Raw genomic sequence first — 17,230 nt, 5'->3', positions numbered from 1 at the left:
CAGAAGCGGGACACCGCCTCGGGCATGCTGAACCGGGTGCGACGGGGGCATGTAACCAGGCGGTGTCCTGCCCGAAGTCAGCACTCGGTTCGGCAGCAGAAGAAGGGAACTGCATGGTCCGTGAATGGGCAGGCAAGAATTGGTTGACCGGCGAATGCGTCACGGTCTCGGCCGTCGACGGCTTGATCAGCGCGATCAAGCCGAGGAGGGAAACTTGCGAAGAGTGGATCGCTCCGGGCCTGATTGACATTCAGGTCAACGGAATGGGCGGCTTCAACCTCAACGGTGGTAGTGCCTCTCCTGAAAACGTTCGTGGCACCCTGCAGGCTCTGCACCGAGAAGGCGTAACCCGATTCTGCCCGACCATTGTCACGGGAACCCAGGCAGCGATGGTGACCAGTATTCGGGCGGTGACCGATGCCTGTACTTCCGATTCACTGATCGATTATTCGGTCCTGGGAATCCATATCGAGGGACCGTTCATCTCCTACGAAGATGGCCCGCGCGGTGCACATAACGCCGCCTGGATCAGGGACCCCGACTGGGACGAGTTCTTGGAATGGCAAGCCGCTGCCGAAGGCCGGATCAGGACGGTCACCGTGGCGCCAGAAAAGGTGGGCGCGATTGAATTCATCGAGAGGCTCTGCGAGCACGGAGTCGTGGCGGCGATTGGCCACAGTGCGGCCAGTGTCGAAGACATTCAGGCTGCGGTCCACGCCGGTGCAACGATGTCGACACACCTCGGCAATGGCGCCCACGCCTACATCAAACGCCATCCCAATTACATCTGGGCCCAGCTGGCTGAGGACGAGTTGTGGGCCGGGTTGATCGCCGACGGCTTCCACCTCCCGCCGACCACCCTGAAGGTCATGATCCGAAGCAAGGGCCGAAAGGCGATCCTCACCAGTGACGCCTCGTATCTCGCTCGGATGACCCCCGGCCGGTACACCACGCACCATGCGACCGAGGTCGTCCTAGAGCCGGACGGGCGCTTGCACTTGGCGTCTACCCCGGACATTCTGGCGGGCTCCGCTGGGACGTTGCGCGGCGGCGTTGAGAACATTGCGAACTTCAGGATCGCGCCGCTCCGTCAAGCAATTGACATGGCTTCCTTGCACCCGGCTGAACTATTCGGCCTGGCTGATTCCGGTGTGGGCACGTTGCGTGTCGGGGGACCGGCCGACCTGTTCACCTATCGCTGGGACGAGACCGCTTGCCAGAGCGAGCTGGTCATAACCTCCACTGTCTCCCGCGGTGAATCTGTCTTCACCCGCTAACCCGATCTCAAGGACAAAATCCATGAAAGCGTTTTGGGAAGCCCTCATCGGCCCCGATATCGTCGTTGACGGTTCGGTGCTCGTGGATCATTCCGTCCTGGTGAGGGACGGCCGGATCCAGGGCGTGGTTCCGATCGGTCGGATTCCGACAGAGGTTGCCCGGCGCGAGCTCGGTTCAGGGATACTCACCGCGGGCCTCGTCGATGTCCACACGCACGGCGCGGCCGGACATAGTTTCAATGCGGGCAATGTCGAGGCGAACAAGCAGGCCCTCGGGGCCATGCTCAATGCCGGAATAACGACAGTCCTTCCGACCCTCGCGACGGCACCAATTGAGAGCTTGACACAGGGCCTGGCCGCGTTGACAACGGTGCGAAACGGTTTTGGGCTTCCGCGCATTCCCGGAGCCCACCTTGAAGGCCCCTATTTTTCACAAGCGCAGCGTGGCGCCCAGGATTCGACCGCATTGCGCGCGCCCGCAGACGGTTCCATCGACCAGTTGCTCGACCACGCGGACATCATCCGAATGGTTAGTTTTGCGCCCGAATTGACTGGCGCCGTCGCGCTCACCGAAAAGCTGGTCGACCAGGGCATCGTCGCGGCGGCTGGCCACAGCGACGGGCGCGAGGCAGACCTCCTCGCCTGCCAGAAGGCCGGATTGAGCCACGTCATCCACATTTTCAGCGGGCAGTCCACGACGGTTCGCCGAGGCCCGTGGCGCTACCCGGGGATGCTTGAGGCGACGCTCTCCTCGGAGGGGCTCACCGTGGAGATGATCGCCGACGGCAAACACCTGCCACCAGCGCTGATGAAGATGGCGCACCGCTGCCTCGCCGGCCGCTTGTGCATTGTGTCGGATTCCACCCCGGGAGCGGGGATGCCCGATGGGAGCATTTACCGAATGGGGGCGATGGAGTACATCGTCGAAGACGGTGTCGGAATGACGCTGGACCGCACATCGTTCGGGGGGAGTACAACATTGGTCTCCCAGATGCTGCCCATCGCAATCGAAACCCTGGGACTAGGCCTAGCCGAAGCAATCGCCATGGTCACCTCCATCCCAGCTGCCGCTGCCCGGGTGTCGAACGTAGGCCGCATCGCGCCGGGATTCCACGCCGATTTTGCGCTGTTCGACCCGGACTTGCGCCTCCGATCAGTCGCTCTAGCCGGCCAATGGCAAGAAACGGCGTGACCGGCTCACAAACTTTCCACTTCCACTTTGCACTACGAAAGGAAATACTCTTGCAGAACCTGAAGTACAACCAGTTGAAGGTATCGATTGCTCCGTCCAACGCGGAACTCGGTGCTGCCGCCGCCGAGGAATTTGCGTCTGCCGTGCGCTCAGCACTGGCGGCCAAGGACGAGATCGCCGTAATCTTGGCGACGGGCAACTCACAGTTGAGTTTCGCTCGCGCCGTGCGGGAGCGCGACGATATCGACTGGTCGCGGATCAGCATCCTGCACATGGACGAGTACCTGGGCATGGCTGAGGATCACCCGGCGAGTTTTCGCCGGTGGATGCAGGAGAATTTGGTCCGGCATGTGCATCCCAAAGCCTTTTACGGCGTCGAGGGCGACCGCCTGCCCGTCGCAGATGAGGTCGAGCGCTATTCGGCTCTTGTGCGCGACCTAGAACCGGCGATCTGCGTGATGGGGATTGGCGAGAACGGCCACCTCGCCTTCAATGACCCGCCCGCGGACTTCGACACCCACGAAATGATGCTCGTGCTTGACCTCGACGACGTCTGCCGCAACCAGCAGGTGGGCGAGGGCCATTTCGAATCGCTCGCGGCGACCCCGCGCCAGGCACTCTCCTTGACGGTGCACGCGCTGCTTCGCCCTGCTGTTGTTCTCGTCTTGACGCCGGAGGCCCGGAAGGCGGCCGCGGTCAAGGCAGCGTTAGAAGGACCGGTCACGTCCATGTGCCCTGGTTCCATTCTGCAGACGCAGCCGCAGGCGCACTTGTACCTGGACACAGACTCAGCCGCATTGCTCGACCTCGCTAGCGACATCGCATGAGATCCGAATCCGGAGTCCTCGAACTGACCATCCTCGGACGCGGAGACAATAGAAGGCTGCGGGTGCTGGCTCCCGACGCATCGGGCCTTGGCGATTTCGAAGGAGTGCCGGGATCGGTCGCTGAGGGAATGGTTCTGGAGGGACCACTTTCGGCGGTGAACGCCCGTGCGCTCCGGGCGAACATCCCCTCATTGCAGCCGCAGCCGCTTGGACTGGCTACCTCGGCGGGGTTGGGCGACCGGCTGGGGCTAGCGACACCCGGCCACGTGCGGGCATTCCGCCGATACGGTGCCGGAATTCTTCCCGTTTTCGCGCAGCAGTCGATCCGAGAAATGGACCGTTTGGATCGGACTCCGCAGCAGGTGCTGGATGACGCTACATTCGGATGTCTGCAGGGCGGCTGGGACGGCCCAGTCGGAGCAGATGCCGACCACCTGAAGTCGACCGAGGAGATCGACCGCTGCCTGGCTGCGGGATTCACGTCTTTCACCCTGGACCCAGGCGAACACGTCAGGGCGGTTCCAGCCGTCGTGTCGACGGACCTTCTAGCCGGTCTTCAATGGGCTGCGCTGGAAGACGATGCGGATTCTATGTCCCGACGCTACGCCGGCCTGGTCGTCGAGGCCGAAGGGACGGTCATCCGCGTTGCGGAGGATGACCTGCGGCGGGCGGCCGCGAAGTACGCGGATGCTGTCGTCTATACGGTGTCCATGTACCGTCACCTCATGGCGTGCGCCCGGTATCCGGTCGATGTCGAGGTTTCGGTCGATGAAACGGATGAGCCAACCACCCTGGCCGAGCACGTTTACCTGGCCACGGAGATGAAACGCCTGGGCATGACCTGGGTCAGTTTCGCGCCCCGCTATGTCGGAGGATTCGAAAAGGGCATCGAATACATCGGTGACACAACCGTGTTCTTCGACAGTCTCGTCGCCCACGCGAACATAGCCAGGGCAATGGGACCGTACAAAATTAGTTTGCATTCCGGGTCGGACAAATTCAGCATCTATGATCAGGCCGTGGCCGCCACGGGCCGGCTAGTACACCTGAAAACCTCGGGTACGAGCTATCTGCAAGCCCTGGGCGTGGCAGCGATTCATGATCCTGCTCTGTTCCGTGCAATTTACGACGTGAGCCGCGATGCGTATCGGGGTGCTCGAGCCAGCTACCAGGTCTCGGCGCAACTGGACAGGACGCCCGCCGCCGAAAATCTCACCGATGAGCAACTGCCGGCCCTGGTAACGAATTCCGACAGCCGCCAGGTGCTGCACGTCGGCTACGGTGCCGTACTGACACAGCACGACGAAGGAGGAGCGCGCTGGATGTCCGACGCGCTGCGGTCATTGCTATCCACGCATGCCGAGGAGTATGAGTCGGTGCTCGAATCGCACCTGGGTCGGCACCTACGACCGTTTGCCGAGCTGAGCAGATGATCGCGGTTCCTTCCCCTTGGGAGTTGTTCGATCTGAGCGGTACCCGGGCAGCGGTGGTCGGCGGGACCGGCGTCCTGGGCGGCCGCTTCGCGAGGTGCCTAGCGGCCGCCGGTGCAGAAGTCATTGTCCTGGGGCGCTCGATCGAACGCGGCGGCGCGGTACGGGACAGCATCCAGAGCTCCGGCGGTCACGCTGAGTTTCTCTCCGTCGACGTGTCGGATCGCAGCACGATTGAACGGGCGGCGGAATCGCTGGAGGCCGGGGGCGGACTTGACATTCTGGTGAATGCGCCGGGAGTGAACAACACGACGCCATTTGCTGAGGTCACCGACGAAGCCTGGAATCGGCTCCTCGATGTCAATCTCACTTCGGTATTTCGCACCTGCCAGTTATTCGCTCCGTTGATGCATGACCGCTCCAACAGCGCGTCAATCATCAATATCTCTTCCGCATCGTCTGGTCCTCCGCTTAGCCGAGTCGGGGGCTATGGGGTTGCGAAGGCCGGCGTGAACAACCTGACCCAGTACCTTGCCCGCGAATTAGCCGAGGATGGCATCCGTGTCAACGCAATCTTGCCGGGATTCTTCCCCGCCGAACAGAACCGTGTCCTGCTGACGCCGGAGCGGGTCGGCGCTATTACGGGCCACACACCACTCGCCCGACTTGGGCAACCGGAAGAACTTGACGGTGCCCTGCTCTGGCTCGCATCGTCCCGGGCTTCCGGCTTCGTGACCGGTTCTCTCGTCCATGTCGACGGCGGGTTCTCCGCCATGACAATCTAACCGGCACCCACACTCAATCATTGATCAAAGGTAAGAAAAGCAATCATGAAAATCGATAAGGCTGAAGTCATCGTCACCAGTCCGGACCGCAACTTCGTCACCCTCAAACTCACGACGGATGATGGTCTTACCGGTCTCGGAGATGCCACCCTGAACGGTCGCGAGCTTGCCGTCGTGGCCTACCTAACCGAGCACGTCGTCCCGCTCCTCATTGGCTTGGATGCGCACAGGATCGAAGACACTTGGCAGTTTCTTTACCGCAGCGCGTACTGGCGTCGCGGCCCCGTGACCATGGCGGCGATCGCAGCCGTCGACGTCGCACTCTGGGATATCAAAGCGAAGGCCGCTGGGATGCCGCTGTACCAGCTTCTCGGCGGCGCATCCCGCACGGGTCTGTTGGCCTACGGTCATGCCTCTGGCAAGAGCAACAACGAATTGTTCGACAGCGTTCGTGAGCACCAAGAAAAAGGCTTTCAGGCGATACGGATTCAGGCCGGTGTTCCGGGCCTGAAATCGATCTACGGCATCGCATCGAACGCCACATTTAAAGGTAATGACGGCGTCCGTTACGATCACGAACCGGCGCAGCGGGGTGCCTACCCAGCGGAGGAAGACTGGGATACTCGTAGCTATCTCCGTCACGTTCCGACCGTGTTTGAGGCTGTACGGAACGAGTTTGGCTCCGAACTTCCATTGTTGCATGACGGGCATCATCGAATGACGCCGATCCAGGCTGCGCAGCTCGGCAAGTCGTTGGAACCATTCGATCTATTCTGGCTGGAAGACTGTACCCCGGCCGAGAACCCCGAGGCATTACGCCTCGTGCGCCAGCACACGACAACACCGCTGGCGATCGGAGAAGTCTTTAATTCGATCTGGGACTACCAGCAGATCATTCGTGAGCAACTGATTGACTACGTGCGCAGCGCCGTCACTCACACCGGTGGAATTACGCACCTCAAGAAGGTTCTCGAGTACGCCTCGCAGTACCAGATCAAATCTGGCATGCACGGGCCCACAGACATCTCGCCGGTCGGAATGGCTGCGGCGATGCACCTCGGGTTGGCCATCCACAACTTCGGTATTCAGGAATACATGCAGCACGGTGAGAAGACGAACCGAGTGTTCGAGCAGTCGTACACCTGGGACAACGGCATGCTGCACCCGGGTGACCAACCCGGCCTGGGGGTAGAGCTCAACCAGGATGAGGCGGGAAAGTACCCGTATGAGAAGGCCTACCTGCCCTACAATCGCCTCTCCGATGGCACCGTGCACGACTGGTAATCTGACAGGTTGCCTACACTCATGACAGACCCACGTTCTGCACCGCCCCTCATCGTCGTGATCGGCGCCTCCGGTTCTGGAAAGTCCACCATCGGCGCTGCAATCGCTGACCGGCTCGCTATTCCTTTCATCGATGCTGACTCGTTGCACCCATCGAGGAACATCAAGAAAATGCAGTCGGGCAATCCCCTGACCGACGACGATCGGTGGTCATGGCTTGCCCGGGTTGGGGTCGCGTTGGCAGGTGCTCAAGCGACAGGAATGGTCGTTGCGTGTTCGGCGCTCAAACGGAGCTACCGTGACGCGATTCTGGCAGAGGCACCACTCGTACTGATTGTCCATCTCAACGGCAGTAAGGAGACGCTGGTTTCGCGCTTGGCAGGCCGCAGCGGGCATTTCATGCCAAGCGCTCTTCTCGACTCACAGCTGGCTGCCCTCGAGCCACTAGGAGCCGGCGAACCGGGAGTCGTCGTGAATATCGAAGCGAGCGTGGAAAATGTCATCGCAGAAGTCCTGAACTGGATCCGGCAGGTCACATCGCGACCTGACCGTGGCCTGGCTGCGCCCGCTCGTCTGATAGATTAAGTAACTGAACTTCGGCGAGGGATAGTGCCGGGCCAGAATTTGGGACCGGCGGCATCCGTTATCGACGCGGCGGACGAGGCCTTGGGCTTTTCCTCACGCTGACATGCGTTCGAGTTGAATCAATACCCCTCTTTCTCGGGCTTCGGCCCACACCAGAACTCGGGCATCGGGCCCGGCAAGGAGAAACACCATGGCTAAAAAAGAAGTTACCGCCGTCGAGGCAGAGCTTCGCACGAACTTCGGCAAGGGTGCGGCCCGCAAGCTGCGCGTGCTCGGCAAGATTCCGGCCGTCATCTACGGTCACGGCACCGAGCCAGTGCACGTGTCGCTGCCCGCTCACCGCATCGCCCTGCTGCTGCGCCGCGCCAACATGCTCCTCGAGCTCGACATCGAAGGCGCCAAGCAGCTCGTTCTGGTCAAGGACGTGCAGAAGGACCCGGTGAAGGCCATCATTGAGCACATCGACCTCGTCGTCGTGCGCAAGGGTGAAAAGGTTCAGGTTGAAGTTCAGGTGCACATGTCCGGCGAGTCCTTCGCCGGCACGATCGCCGACTTCGACACCAAGACCCTGCTGCTCGAGGTTGAAGCCACCGACATCCCCGAGAACGTCACCGTGTCGATCGAAGGCCTCGAAGACGGCGCCCAGGTTCACGCCAAGGACGTTCCGCTGCCCACCGGCGCCGTGCTCATCTCCGATGAAGACGCTCTCGTCGTCTACGTCCACACCCCGCGCGGCGAAGACGAAGAAGAGGCCGAGACCGAGGTCATCACGGCCGGCACCCCGGCCGCTACGCCTCCCGCCGCGTAACACCCATCGTCAACTGGTTCCGTCTGGGCTTTCGCCCGCTGACACGGAGGAATCCCCTGGATACGAACCTGTGGCTCGTAGTCGGGCTCGGCAACCCCGGGCCCGACTACGCCGGCAATCGGCACAACGTTGGGCAGATGGTGGCGGCGCAACTCGCCGACCGTCTCACGTCAAACTTCAAGCGTCACAAAACGGCTTCCCTGGTCGCCGAGGGACGCCTCTTACCCAATGGACCCAAACTGGTGCTGGCCAAGCCCACCACGTTCATGAACGTCTCCGGCAGCCCGGTCGCCGCGCTGCTGCGCTTCTACTCGCTGCCCGTCTCCCGGCTCATCGTCGTGCATGACGACCTGGACCTGTCCTTTGACACGCTTAAGATCAAGGTCGGCGGCGGTCACGGCGGTCACAACGGCCTGCGCGACATTATCGCGGCCACCGGAACCAACGAATTCATTCGCATTCGTCTGGGCATCGGGCGCCCGCCCGGTCGCCAAAACCCGGCCGATTTCGTGCTGCACGATTTCACTTCCGCCGAGCGCACTGTGCTGCCCAACCTGCTGGCGGATGCCTCCGACGCGATCGAACTGATCGCCTCCGACGGCGTCGTAGCCGCGCAGCAGAAGTTTCACTCACCGAGCTGACTGTGTCGACCGTTGCGACGAGTGTCGGTACCAGTGCGTAGACTCGTTCAGTGATCCTTCAGGGCTTAATCGCAGCGCTCGCGCGCGCCTCCACGTTCGATAACGCCCTCGCCTATGCCAGCCGGGACGCTGATTTCAGTCTGACCGAGGGCCTGCGGGCCCCGCTGCTGGCCGCGCTGCTCAACCTGCGGCGCGATGATGCGCAGGCCCTGTTGGTCATCACCGCGACCGGCCGCGAGTCGGAGGCGATCCGCGAAAACCTCGGCTGCTTCGCCACCAGCGCCGAAATCATCGACTTTCCCGCCTGGGAAACCCTGCCGCACGAACGCCTGAGCCCGAGCGCCGAGATCGTCGGCAAGCGCCTGCACGCACTCCGCCGCATGCGCGAGTGGCAGGAGCAAGACGCGAACGAGCGGCATCCGCTCATCGTCGTCGCCTCCGTGCGGGCCGCCCTGCAACCGGTAGCCGACAACCTCACCGACTATGAACCGATCGAGCTCACCGTCGGCGCGCGCGGCCACGACCTCGCGGCGATCGTGCTGCAACTGGTCAACGTGGCCTACGCCCGGGTCGACATGGTCACCCGGCGCGGCGAATTCGCCGTGCGCGGCGGCATCCTCGACGTCTTTCCGCCGGTCGCTTCGCACCCTTACCGGGTCGAATTCTTCGGCGACGAGGTCGAGCAGATTCGCCTGTTCAGCGTCGCCGACCAGCGCTCCTTGCCCGAACCGGTCGAATCCGTCAGCCTGCCGCCGAGCCGCGAACTGCTGCTGAGCCCCGCCGTGCGGCAACGCGCCCGGGAGATGCAGCATGAATTTCCGAGCCTGGCCGGGCTGCTGGCCAAGATCGCCGAGGGAATCCCGGTCGAGGGCATGGAGAGCCTCGCTCCCGCCCTGGTCGACCGCTTGGTGCCGGTCACCCACTATCTGCCGAGCAACGCCGCCGTCGCCGTGATCTCGCCGGAGCGGGTCGCGAGCCGGGCCATCAGCCTCGCCGAGACCAACCGCGAATTCCTCGGTGCCGCCTGGAGCGCCGCCACGGCCGGCGCCGATGCGCCGATCGACTTAGAATCCGGCGATTTTCTCACCCTCGGGCGCCTGCGCGACAGCGTCAAATACTCAGCGCCCGGGGCCCCGGCCTCCGGCCACAGCTGGTGGACCCTGAGCACGTTCCAGGCTGCGCCGACCGATGCGCCGGTGCTGCCTGAGCACCTCGAAATGGACGAACTGCTCACCATCCGCATCGAAGCGGATGCCGTTCCCACCTTCGCCGGCAGCGTCGACGGCGCAGTCGGTCACGTCGCCTCCCGGCTGCACGACGGCTGGGTCGTCGGCATCGTCGCCCAGGGGGCCGGGCTCGTGGAACGAGCGGCGCAGGTGCTGGCCGAGCGGGAACTGCCGGCGCGCGTCGTGGACATCTGGCCGCTGGAACCGGAACCGGGTATCGCCTACCTGCTGAAGGCATCCGTCGATCATGGTTTCGAGCTGCCGCAGAGCAAATTGGCGCTGATCAGCGAGAGCGAGTTCTACGGTCGCACGGTCGGTTATGACGCGCGGCAGATTAAAAAGCTCGCCAGCCGACGCAAGAATGTCGTCGACCCGCTGCAGCTCGTGGCCGGCGACCACGTCGTGCATCAGACCCACGGCATCGGCCGTTTTCTCGAACTCACCCAGCGCGAGGTGTCCAGCGGCGGACGCAACCCGGTCAAGACCACCCGCGAATACCTCGTGCTCGAATACGCACCGTCGAAGCGCGGGCACGCCGGCGACCGGCTGTATGTGCCCACCGACCAGCTCGACCTCGTCACCCGGTATGTCGGCGGTGAAGCGCCGACGCTCAGCAAAATGGGCGGCAGTGACTGGTCCAGCGCCAAGACCAAGGCGCGCAAAGCGGTACGCGACATTGCCGTCGAGCTGGTCAAACTGTATTCGGCACGCATGGCCAGCAAGGGGCACGCGTTCGGGCCGGATACCCCCTGGCAGCGCGAACTCGAGGAGGCCTTTCCGTTCGTGGAGACCCCCGACCAGCTCACCACCATTGACGAGGTCAAGGCCGACATGGAACGGCCCATTCCGATGGACCGGCTGCTCAGCGGCGACGTCGGCTTCGGCAAGACCGAGGTGGCCATCCGTGCCGCGTTCAAGGCGGTGCAGGACGGCAAGCAGGTGGCCATGCTGGTGCCGACCACCCTGCTGGTCAGCCAGCACATGGAGACCTTCAAGGAACGTTTCGCCGGGTTCCCCATTCACCTGCGCGCCCTCTCTCGGTTTCAAACCGACAAGGAGTCGCGGGAGACCATCGCCGGAATGCTCGACGGCACGGTCGATGTCGTCATCGGCACGCACCGGCTGCTGTCGCCGTCGATCATCTTCAAGGACCTTGGCCTGGTCATCATCGATGAGGAACAGCGCTTTGGCGTCGAGCACAAAGACGCCCTGAAGAAGCTCAAGACCAACGTCGACATTCTCGCGATGAGCGCGACGCCCATCCCGCGGTCCCTCGAGATGGCGGTCACCGGCATCCGCGAAATGTCGACCTTGGCCACCCCGCCCGAAGACCGACACCCCATTTTGACCTTTGTCGGCCCGTACTCGCAACGGCAGGTGGCCGCGGCCATCCGTCGGGAGCTGCTGAGGGAGGGCCAGATCTTCTTCGTGCACAACCGGGTCACCAGCATCAACCGCATCGCCACGCAGCTCGCCGAACTCGTTCCGGAGGCGCGCATCGCGATCGCGCACGGGCAGCTGCCCGAGGCGCAACTCGAACAGGTGGTGGGCGATTTCTGGGAGCGCAAGTTCGACATCCTGGTGTGCACGACGATCATCGAGACCGGCCTCGACATCAACAACGCGAACACCATCATCATCGACCGCGCCGACAAGTTCGGTCTCAGTCAGCTGCACCAGCTGCGCGGACGCGTCGGTCGCGGGCGCGAACGCGCCTACGCCTATTTCCTCTACGACGAGAACAAGCCGCTGTCGGAGACCGCGCACGACCGGCTCGCCACCATTGCGGCCAACAACGAGCTCGGCGCCGGCATGCAGGTTGCCCTGAAAGACCTCGAGATTCGCGGTGCCGGCAACCTGCTCGGCGGTGAGCAGGCCGGGCACATCGCCGGGGTTGGCTTCGACCTGTACCTGCGTATGATCGGTGAGGCCGTGAGCACCTTCCGCGGCGATGTCGCCGAAGGGCAGACCGAGCTGCGGCTCGAGCTGCCGGTCGACGCCCACATTCCGCACGACTTCGTCGACAGCGAGCGGCTGCGGCTCGAGGCCTACCAAAAGCTCTCCAGTGCGAGCTCGCCGACCGCGACCGACGACCAGATCGACCTTGTGCTCGACGAGCTCACCGACCGGTACGGCGAACCACCGGTGCCGGTGCAGAACCTCGTGGCCGTGTCGCGGCTGCGCTGGCAGGCCCAGCAGGCGAACCTCAGCGAGGTCGTCGCCATGGGCTCGAACCTGCGGGTGGCGCCCGCCGACCTGGCTGATTCGATTCAGGTACGCCTGCAGCGGATGTATCCCGGCTCGCGTTACGTGTCGGCTACCGGTGCGCTGAGTGTTCCGATGCCGCGTCCGAACGGCGAACCACTCGATGACAACGCGCTGATCGAGTGGACCAAGACGCTGCTCGCCGCGATCTTCCCGCCCGCCGTGCCGAGTGTCACGGCAGAGGCGTAACTTCAGAGGCCTCTTCGCGGTGCGCGGGTATTGCGCCGCTGCGCGCGAGGCGCACCTTCCACGCACCGGCGCAGATCCAGCGCCTCGCGTAGCGCTGGAGTTCTGGCCAGACCAGAGCTACCTCGCATCCGGCTCCAGGGGTGCCCGGTTGTGCAGGTCAGGCGTCGGTCGCTACCGTGCCTGTTCCGGCTGGTAGACATCCGGGATGCCGTCGTTGTCGCTGTCGATGGCTTCCCGCTCGGCAATGCGCCCATAATGGCGATTGCGCGCCCGCAGAATCACCGTGGCCAGAAGGGCGGCGAGGAGCGAACCGACCAGGATCGCTACCTTGGCATGGTCGTCGTGAGCGCTGCCCTGGCCGAAGGCGAGTTCGCTGATCAGCAGCGACACGGTGAAACCGACTCCGGCCAGCACGGCGACGCCGAACACGTCGATCCAGGCCAGATCGGGATCGAGAGACGCCTTGGTGGTCTTTGTCACGATGAAGGTCGCCAGCAATACCCCGATCGGCTTACCGACGACGAGCGCGACGACGATGCCGATCGCGACCGGGTCGGTCAGGGCCCGGTACAGGCCGTCAGCGCCGCCGATGGTGACACCGGCCGAGAAGAAGGCGAACACCGGAATTGCGAATCCGCTGGAAAGCGGGCGAATGCGATGTTCCAAGGTTTCGGCCAGACCTGGCCCCGCGTCGGGCCCACCGCCGCGCTTGCTTCTCAGCACGGGCACGGCAAAGCCGAGAAGCACGCCGGCAACGGTCGCGTGCACGCCAGAGGAGTGCACGAGCGCCCAAACGATAAACCCGAGAGGCAGCAGCACGGTCCACGCCGCCCAGGCTCTCGTTCCGAAGAAGTAGGAGAATTTGTGGGTCAACAGCCAGAACAGCGCGAGTACGACCAGAGCCAGCACCAGGGGCAGCACGGCGATGTCTGTCGTGTAGAAGAAGGCGATGATGGTGATGGCGAGCAAATCGTCGACCACGGCCAGGGTTAGCAGAAAGATGCGCAGCGCGGACGGAAGCTTCGACCCAATGACGGCGAGAACGGCAACGGCAAACGCGATGTCAGTCGCGGTGGGAATCGCCCAGCCGCGGAGTGTTTCGGCACCGGAATCGAGGTTGATGAGGACGTAGATGACGGCGGGGACGATGACGCCACCCACCGCGGCCGCGACGGGTACGATGGCACGGTTCAGACTGCGAAGGTCGCCAGCAACGAACTCACGCTTCAACTCGAGGCCGGCCAGGAAGAAGAAGATAGCCAGCAGGCCGTCGGCTGCCCACGCGCCGAGGCTCAGTTCGAGATGCCACGGTTCATAACCGATCTTCAAGTCACGCAGTGCGTAGTAGGAATCGGAAAAGCCAGAGTTGGCCATGATCAGGGCAGCCACGGTCGCGGCCAACAGAATCGCACCGCCGACGGTTTCTTTGCGCAGAATGGCGGAGATGCGCACAAATTCCTGGTGGCTGCCACGGCGCAAGATGGTGGCGGTCGATGGGGGAGTTTGCGGTGTGGGCACGCGGGAAGGGTCGGTCATAAGAAGTCCTCTGGTTTTTCGGGTGCACTCATAATGTGCCGACCAGACTTCCCGGCTCACCGTTGTCCAGAATACACGAGGCACCTGACTGCCTCAGAGGCCGTTTACGATGGAATCGATCTGAGGAGTCCACAACCATGACGAATCCGTTGTTTTCATCGGCCCGTACCGACGCAACGCTGCCGGAGATGAATCCGGCCCCCGCAGTGTCGCGAGCCGCAGACACCGTCGCGGATCCGGCATCCCCTCTTTCACCGGCCGCAACACCCCTCGAGACCCTTATCGCCACCGTCGCGCGGCTCCGCGCGCCGGGCGGATGCCCGTGGGACGCCGACCAAACCCACGCCTCGCTCGTGCGCCACCTGGTCGAGGAGACGCACGAGCTGATCGAAGCGATCGAAGACGGCAGTCGCGACGACCTGCTCGAAGAACTCGGTGATGTGCTTTACCAGGTGCTCTTTCACGCCGACCTGGCTGCCCACACGCCGGAGGAGGACTTCGACATTCAGGATGTCGCTGCTCGCCTGACCGAGAAGATGGTCGGGCGGCACCCGCACGTGTTCGGTGACGTCACGCTGGAGACGGCGGAGGAAGTCTCGGCCGCCTGGGACGGTTTCAAAGCCGAGGAGAAGCCGGGGCGCACGAGCGTGCTCGACGGCATTCCGGCCGGCATGCCGGCGCTGGCCCTCGCCGACAAGGTGCTGGGTCGGGCCGAGAAGATCGGCCTGCTCGAAGCGGATGCGGGTTTCCCGCTTCCGATTGAGTCCGAGGCCGACCTCGGCCCCCTGTTGTTGGCCATCGTGGCGTCGGCTCGTTCCCAAGGTCTCGACGCGGAGCGCGCCCTGCGCGGCGCCGTGCGCGACCTGCAGGCGGAGATCCGCGGAGCGGAAATCCCAGCAGCGCCCAATGACGACGCCTTCGACGCCGGAATCATCGCCTTCCCTTCCTGACCATCACGCGAGAGCGGAAAAATTGCTGCTTCAGCATCCGTGAAGCAGCAATTTTCCCGCTTTCGCGAGCCTGCAGCTAGGCGATACGGCTCCCGGTAGGGAGATGCGTCGCGGGGGTGCGGGTGCGGCGCCAGGCCCAGGTCAGGGCGCCAGCGCCGAGCAGCAGATGTATGGTGAGGCCGATGAACCAGCTCGGCACCGCGCCGTCGTAGGTCTCCTGCGCGGTTGGCCGGGTGGAGATTCCCTGGTCGAAATAGCCGTTGGCGGCTTCCTCGCAGCCGTTGTACTCCGAGTACAGCTCCGGCGGTGTCTGGGCGCCGCGCACACCGACGGCGAGCTGACCGAACAGGTCGGTCGGGGAGCCGTTCTCATCGAAGCTGCCGGGCGCGGCATCCGCAACGACAACGTAGGGGTTGGCTGCGAGGATCCACCAGTAGTAGTCGAACCGCGGAACCGGGTAGGTCGAGGTCTGCGCGGTGGAGCAGATAATGTCGGACTGCTTGCCGGTTTTTTCGTCGTAGGTCGACGATACGACCTGGTAGTTCACGCTGGTCGCCTCCTGCTGGGTGGCGGTACCGAGCAGTGCGAACGCGATGAGGGTGCCGAGGCTGAGTGCCGCAACCATGAGGTAGGTCAGCACGATTGAAAACAGCGGCCGGGTCAGGATGCCGGACAGCCCGACACCGACCGCGGCGATGACGCCCAGTTCGGCAGCGAGCACGAGCACCGAGACGCTGATTGTGCCGAGTGAGACCTCGCCGAGAACGACCGCGAAGATGAGAAACGGCAGCGCCGCCGCGAGAAAGGCGAGCGCCGTGATCCATGCGGCGAGAAATTTGCCGACCACGAGCTGCCCGGTGCTGATCAGCGTGACCTGCGTCGTGGCGAGGGTGCCGGCATCCCGATCGCCGTTGATCGCATTGCCGGACAGCGCCGGCGAGACCAGCGTGCCGAGCAGCAGCACGAAGTAGATAATGGTCGAGAATACGCCGCCGCCCCCCGACAGCCAGGCCGAGGTGGCCAGCCAGAGCAGAAAGGTCACGATTCCTACGAGCAGCATGAAAATGCCCAGCAGCACGTACCACGAGACGCCGCGCACCCGTTGGCGCAGCTCGAGGGTGACGATCAGCCAGAGTCCGGTCAGGAACACGCGCCTATGGTCGTTCATGGCTTTACCTCCGGGTTGACGACGATCGAACTGTGTCGTGCCGGTCGCTCCCGGGTGAGGTCGAGAAAAGTATGTTCGAGGTTGCCGACGGCCGGGCCGAAGTCGCAGACCGGAACCCCGCTCAGCACGAGGTTGTGCAGCAGGCCTGCCGCAGAGGCTTCGTTCTCGACCTGCACCAGGGTGCCGAGCTGGTCGACGCCGAGCACCTGCACGAGCGCGCCGACCACGCCGGGTGCCGCGAGTGCACGTTCCAGCGCTGCGTCATCCAGTGAGCGGATGCGCCAGGCCCTGGCGCTCGCGCCGGCCGCGGCCACCTGCTCCGGGCTCGCCGTGCGGCCATCGGCGAGGTACACCGCGGCATCCGCCATCTCGTCGAGCTCGGCGAGAACGTGACTGGATACGAGGATGGCGGCGCCCTCACCGGCCAGGCGGCGCAGCAACTGGCGCAGCGAAGCGCGGGCTGCGGGGTCGAGGCCGGAGGCCGGCTCGTCGAGCAGCAGCACTTCGGGGGAGTGCACGAGCGCCCTGGCCAGGCTCAGACGTTGCTTCTGGCCCCGCGACAACACCCGCGACGGGCGGTCGGCGAAGTCTGTGAGGTCGGTCAGAAGGATCAGTTCGTCGGCGCGCACGGCGGCCTGCTCGCGGGTCATACGGTACATGCGTCCGGTGGTTTGCAGGGCCGCGCGGGCGCTCAGGCTCGGCCAGGAGCCGAGGGTGTCCGGCATCCAGCCCATCAGGGCGCGCACGCGTTCCGGTTCGGTGACCGGGTCGTGACCGTTGATGCGAATTGTGCCCGCATCGGGTGTGAGCAGTGTGGCGAGCATGAGCAGCAGCGTGGTCTTACCCGAGCCGTTCGGCCCGATCAGGGCCGTGACCGACCCGGAAGGAACGGTGAGGGTCGCGTCGAGCAGCGCGAACACGCTGCCGAATGCCCGGCTGACCCCGGTCACCGCGATGCCGCTCGGCACGATCCCGCCCGACCCGAAAACTGTCGTCACCGACATCGACACACCCCCACTTGTTTCCCCCGAGTCTAGGGTGCACTCCCTTTCGGGGGCGGGCGGTGA

At 64.0% G+C, this 17,230-nt stretch carries 14 protein-coding genes; 11 read left to right on the top strand and 3 right to left on the bottom strand.

Going from position 1 to position 17,230, the window contains the following annotated elements; genetic code table 11:
• Nucleotides 1-62: 62 nt before the first annotated feature.
• The 10 genes from CJ028_RS13360 (at nt 63) to mfd (ending at nt 12,509) form a co-directional block, all read left to right on the top strand.
• Nucleotides 63-1,277, top strand: coding sequence for an N-acetylglucosamine-6-phosphate deacetylase (locus CJ028_RS13360; protein WP_129590494.1), 1,215 nt, complete (start codon nt 63-65; stop codon nt 1,275-1,277).
• A 22-nt stretch (nt 1,278-1,299) separates the two neighbouring features.
• Nucleotides 1,300-2,469, top strand: a complete 1,170-nt coding sequence (locus tag CJ028_RS13355; protein WP_105035726.1) for an N-acetylglucosamine-6-phosphate deacetylase — start codon at nt 1,300-1,302, stop codon at nt 2,467-2,469.
• Nucleotides 2,470-2,519: 50 nt separating this feature from the next.
• A complete protein-coding gene (locus tag CJ028_RS13350; protein WP_161498985.1) occupies nt 2,520-3,296 on the top strand; it encodes a 6-phosphogluconolactonase in 777 nt (258 codons plus the stop codon).
• Complete coding sequence (locus tag CJ028_RS13345) at nt 3,293-4,729, top strand: tagaturonate epimerase family protein (RefSeq protein ID WP_105035724.1); 1,437 nt, start codon at nt 3,293-3,295, stop codon at nt 4,727-4,729. Before CJ028_RS13350 ends, CJ028_RS13345 begins: the two co-directional genes overlap by 4 nt.
• Nucleotides 4,726-5,511: an SDR family oxidoreductase gene (locus tag CJ028_RS13340; protein WP_105035723.1), complete on the top strand. Its 786-nt coding sequence runs from the start codon at nt 4,726-4,728 to the stop codon at nt 5,509-5,511. Before CJ028_RS13345 ends, CJ028_RS13340 begins: the two co-directional genes overlap by 4 nt.
• A 45-nt stretch (nt 5,512-5,556) precedes the next feature.
• The gene (gene manD / locus CJ028_RS13335) at nt 5,557-6,795 is read left to right on the top strand and encodes a D-mannonate dehydratase ManD (protein ID WP_105035722.1); all 1,239 of its coding nucleotides are present in this window, start codon (nt 5,557-5,559) and stop codon (nt 6,793-6,795) included.
• A 21-nt stretch (nt 6,796-6,816) separates the two neighbouring features.
• Complete coding sequence (locus CJ028_RS13330; RefSeq protein ID WP_105035721.1) at nt 6,817-7,380, top strand: gluconokinase; 564 nt, start codon at nt 6,817-6,819, stop codon at nt 7,378-7,380.
• Between the two features lie 190 nt (nt 7,381-7,570).
• Nucleotides 7,571-8,188: a 50S ribosomal protein L25/general stress protein Ctc gene (locus tag CJ028_RS13325; protein WP_105035720.1), complete on the top strand. Its 618-nt coding sequence runs from the start codon at nt 7,571-7,573 to the stop codon at nt 8,186-8,188.
• Nucleotides 8,189-8,244: 56 nt separating this feature from the next.
• Nucleotides 8,245-8,829, top strand: a complete 585-nt coding sequence (pth, locus tag CJ028_RS13320; RefSeq protein ID WP_105035719.1) for an aminoacyl-tRNA hydrolase — start codon at nt 8,245-8,247, stop codon at nt 8,827-8,829.
• A 50-nt stretch (nt 8,830-8,879) separates the two neighbouring features.
• Nucleotides 8,880-12,509 carry a transcription-repair coupling factor gene (gene mfd, locus CJ028_RS13315; protein ID WP_105035718.1) on the top strand — a complete coding sequence of 1,210 codons (3,630 nt, stop codon included), beginning with the start codon at nt 8,880-8,882 and terminating at the stop codon, nt 12,507-12,509.
• A gap of 171 nt (nt 12,510-12,680) precedes the next feature.
• Here the strand turns inward: mfd and nhaA are convergent, their stop codons facing one another.
• Entirely contained in the window at nt 12,681-14,045 is a 1,365-nt protein-coding gene (gene nhaA, locus CJ028_RS13310; RefSeq protein WP_105035717.1) for a Na+/H+ antiporter NhaA, read from the bottom strand.
• A gap of 188 nt (nt 14,046-14,233) precedes the next feature.
• Between nhaA and CJ028_RS13305 the strand changes: the two genes are divergently transcribed.
• Entirely contained in the window at nt 14,234-14,995 is a 762-nt protein-coding gene (locus tag CJ028_RS13305; RefSeq protein WP_105035849.1) for a nucleoside triphosphate pyrophosphohydrolase, read from the top strand.
• A gap of 76 nt (nt 14,996-15,071) precedes the next feature.
• On the opposite strand, the gene CJ028_RS13300 is transcribed toward CJ028_RS13305, so the two are convergent.
• Together CJ028_RS13300 and CJ028_RS13295 are read right to left on the bottom strand one after the other, a co-directional pair.
• Nucleotides 15,072-16,163, bottom strand: coding sequence for an ABC transporter permease (locus CJ028_RS13300; RefSeq protein WP_105035716.1), 1,092 nt, complete (start codon nt 16,161-16,163; stop codon nt 15,072-15,074).
• On the bottom strand, nt 16,160-17,167 hold the full coding sequence (locus tag CJ028_RS13295) for an ABC transporter ATP-binding protein (RefSeq protein WP_205684044.1): 1,008 nt from the start codon (nt 17,165-17,167) through the stop codon (nt 16,160-16,162). The genes CJ028_RS13300 and CJ028_RS13295 overlap by 4 nt, the downstream gene beginning before the upstream one ends.
• Nucleotides 17,168-17,230: the final 63 nt, after the last annotated feature.

This window comes from Cryobacterium aureum, from assembly GCF_002954245.1.
In the GTDB taxonomy this organism is placed as follows: Bacteria; Actinomycetota; Actinomycetes; order Actinomycetales; family Microbacteriaceae; genus Cryobacterium; species Cryobacterium aureum.
The sequence above is the reverse complement of the archived record's forward strand: the minus strand, read 5'-3'. Positions and strand labels throughout refer to the sequence as shown.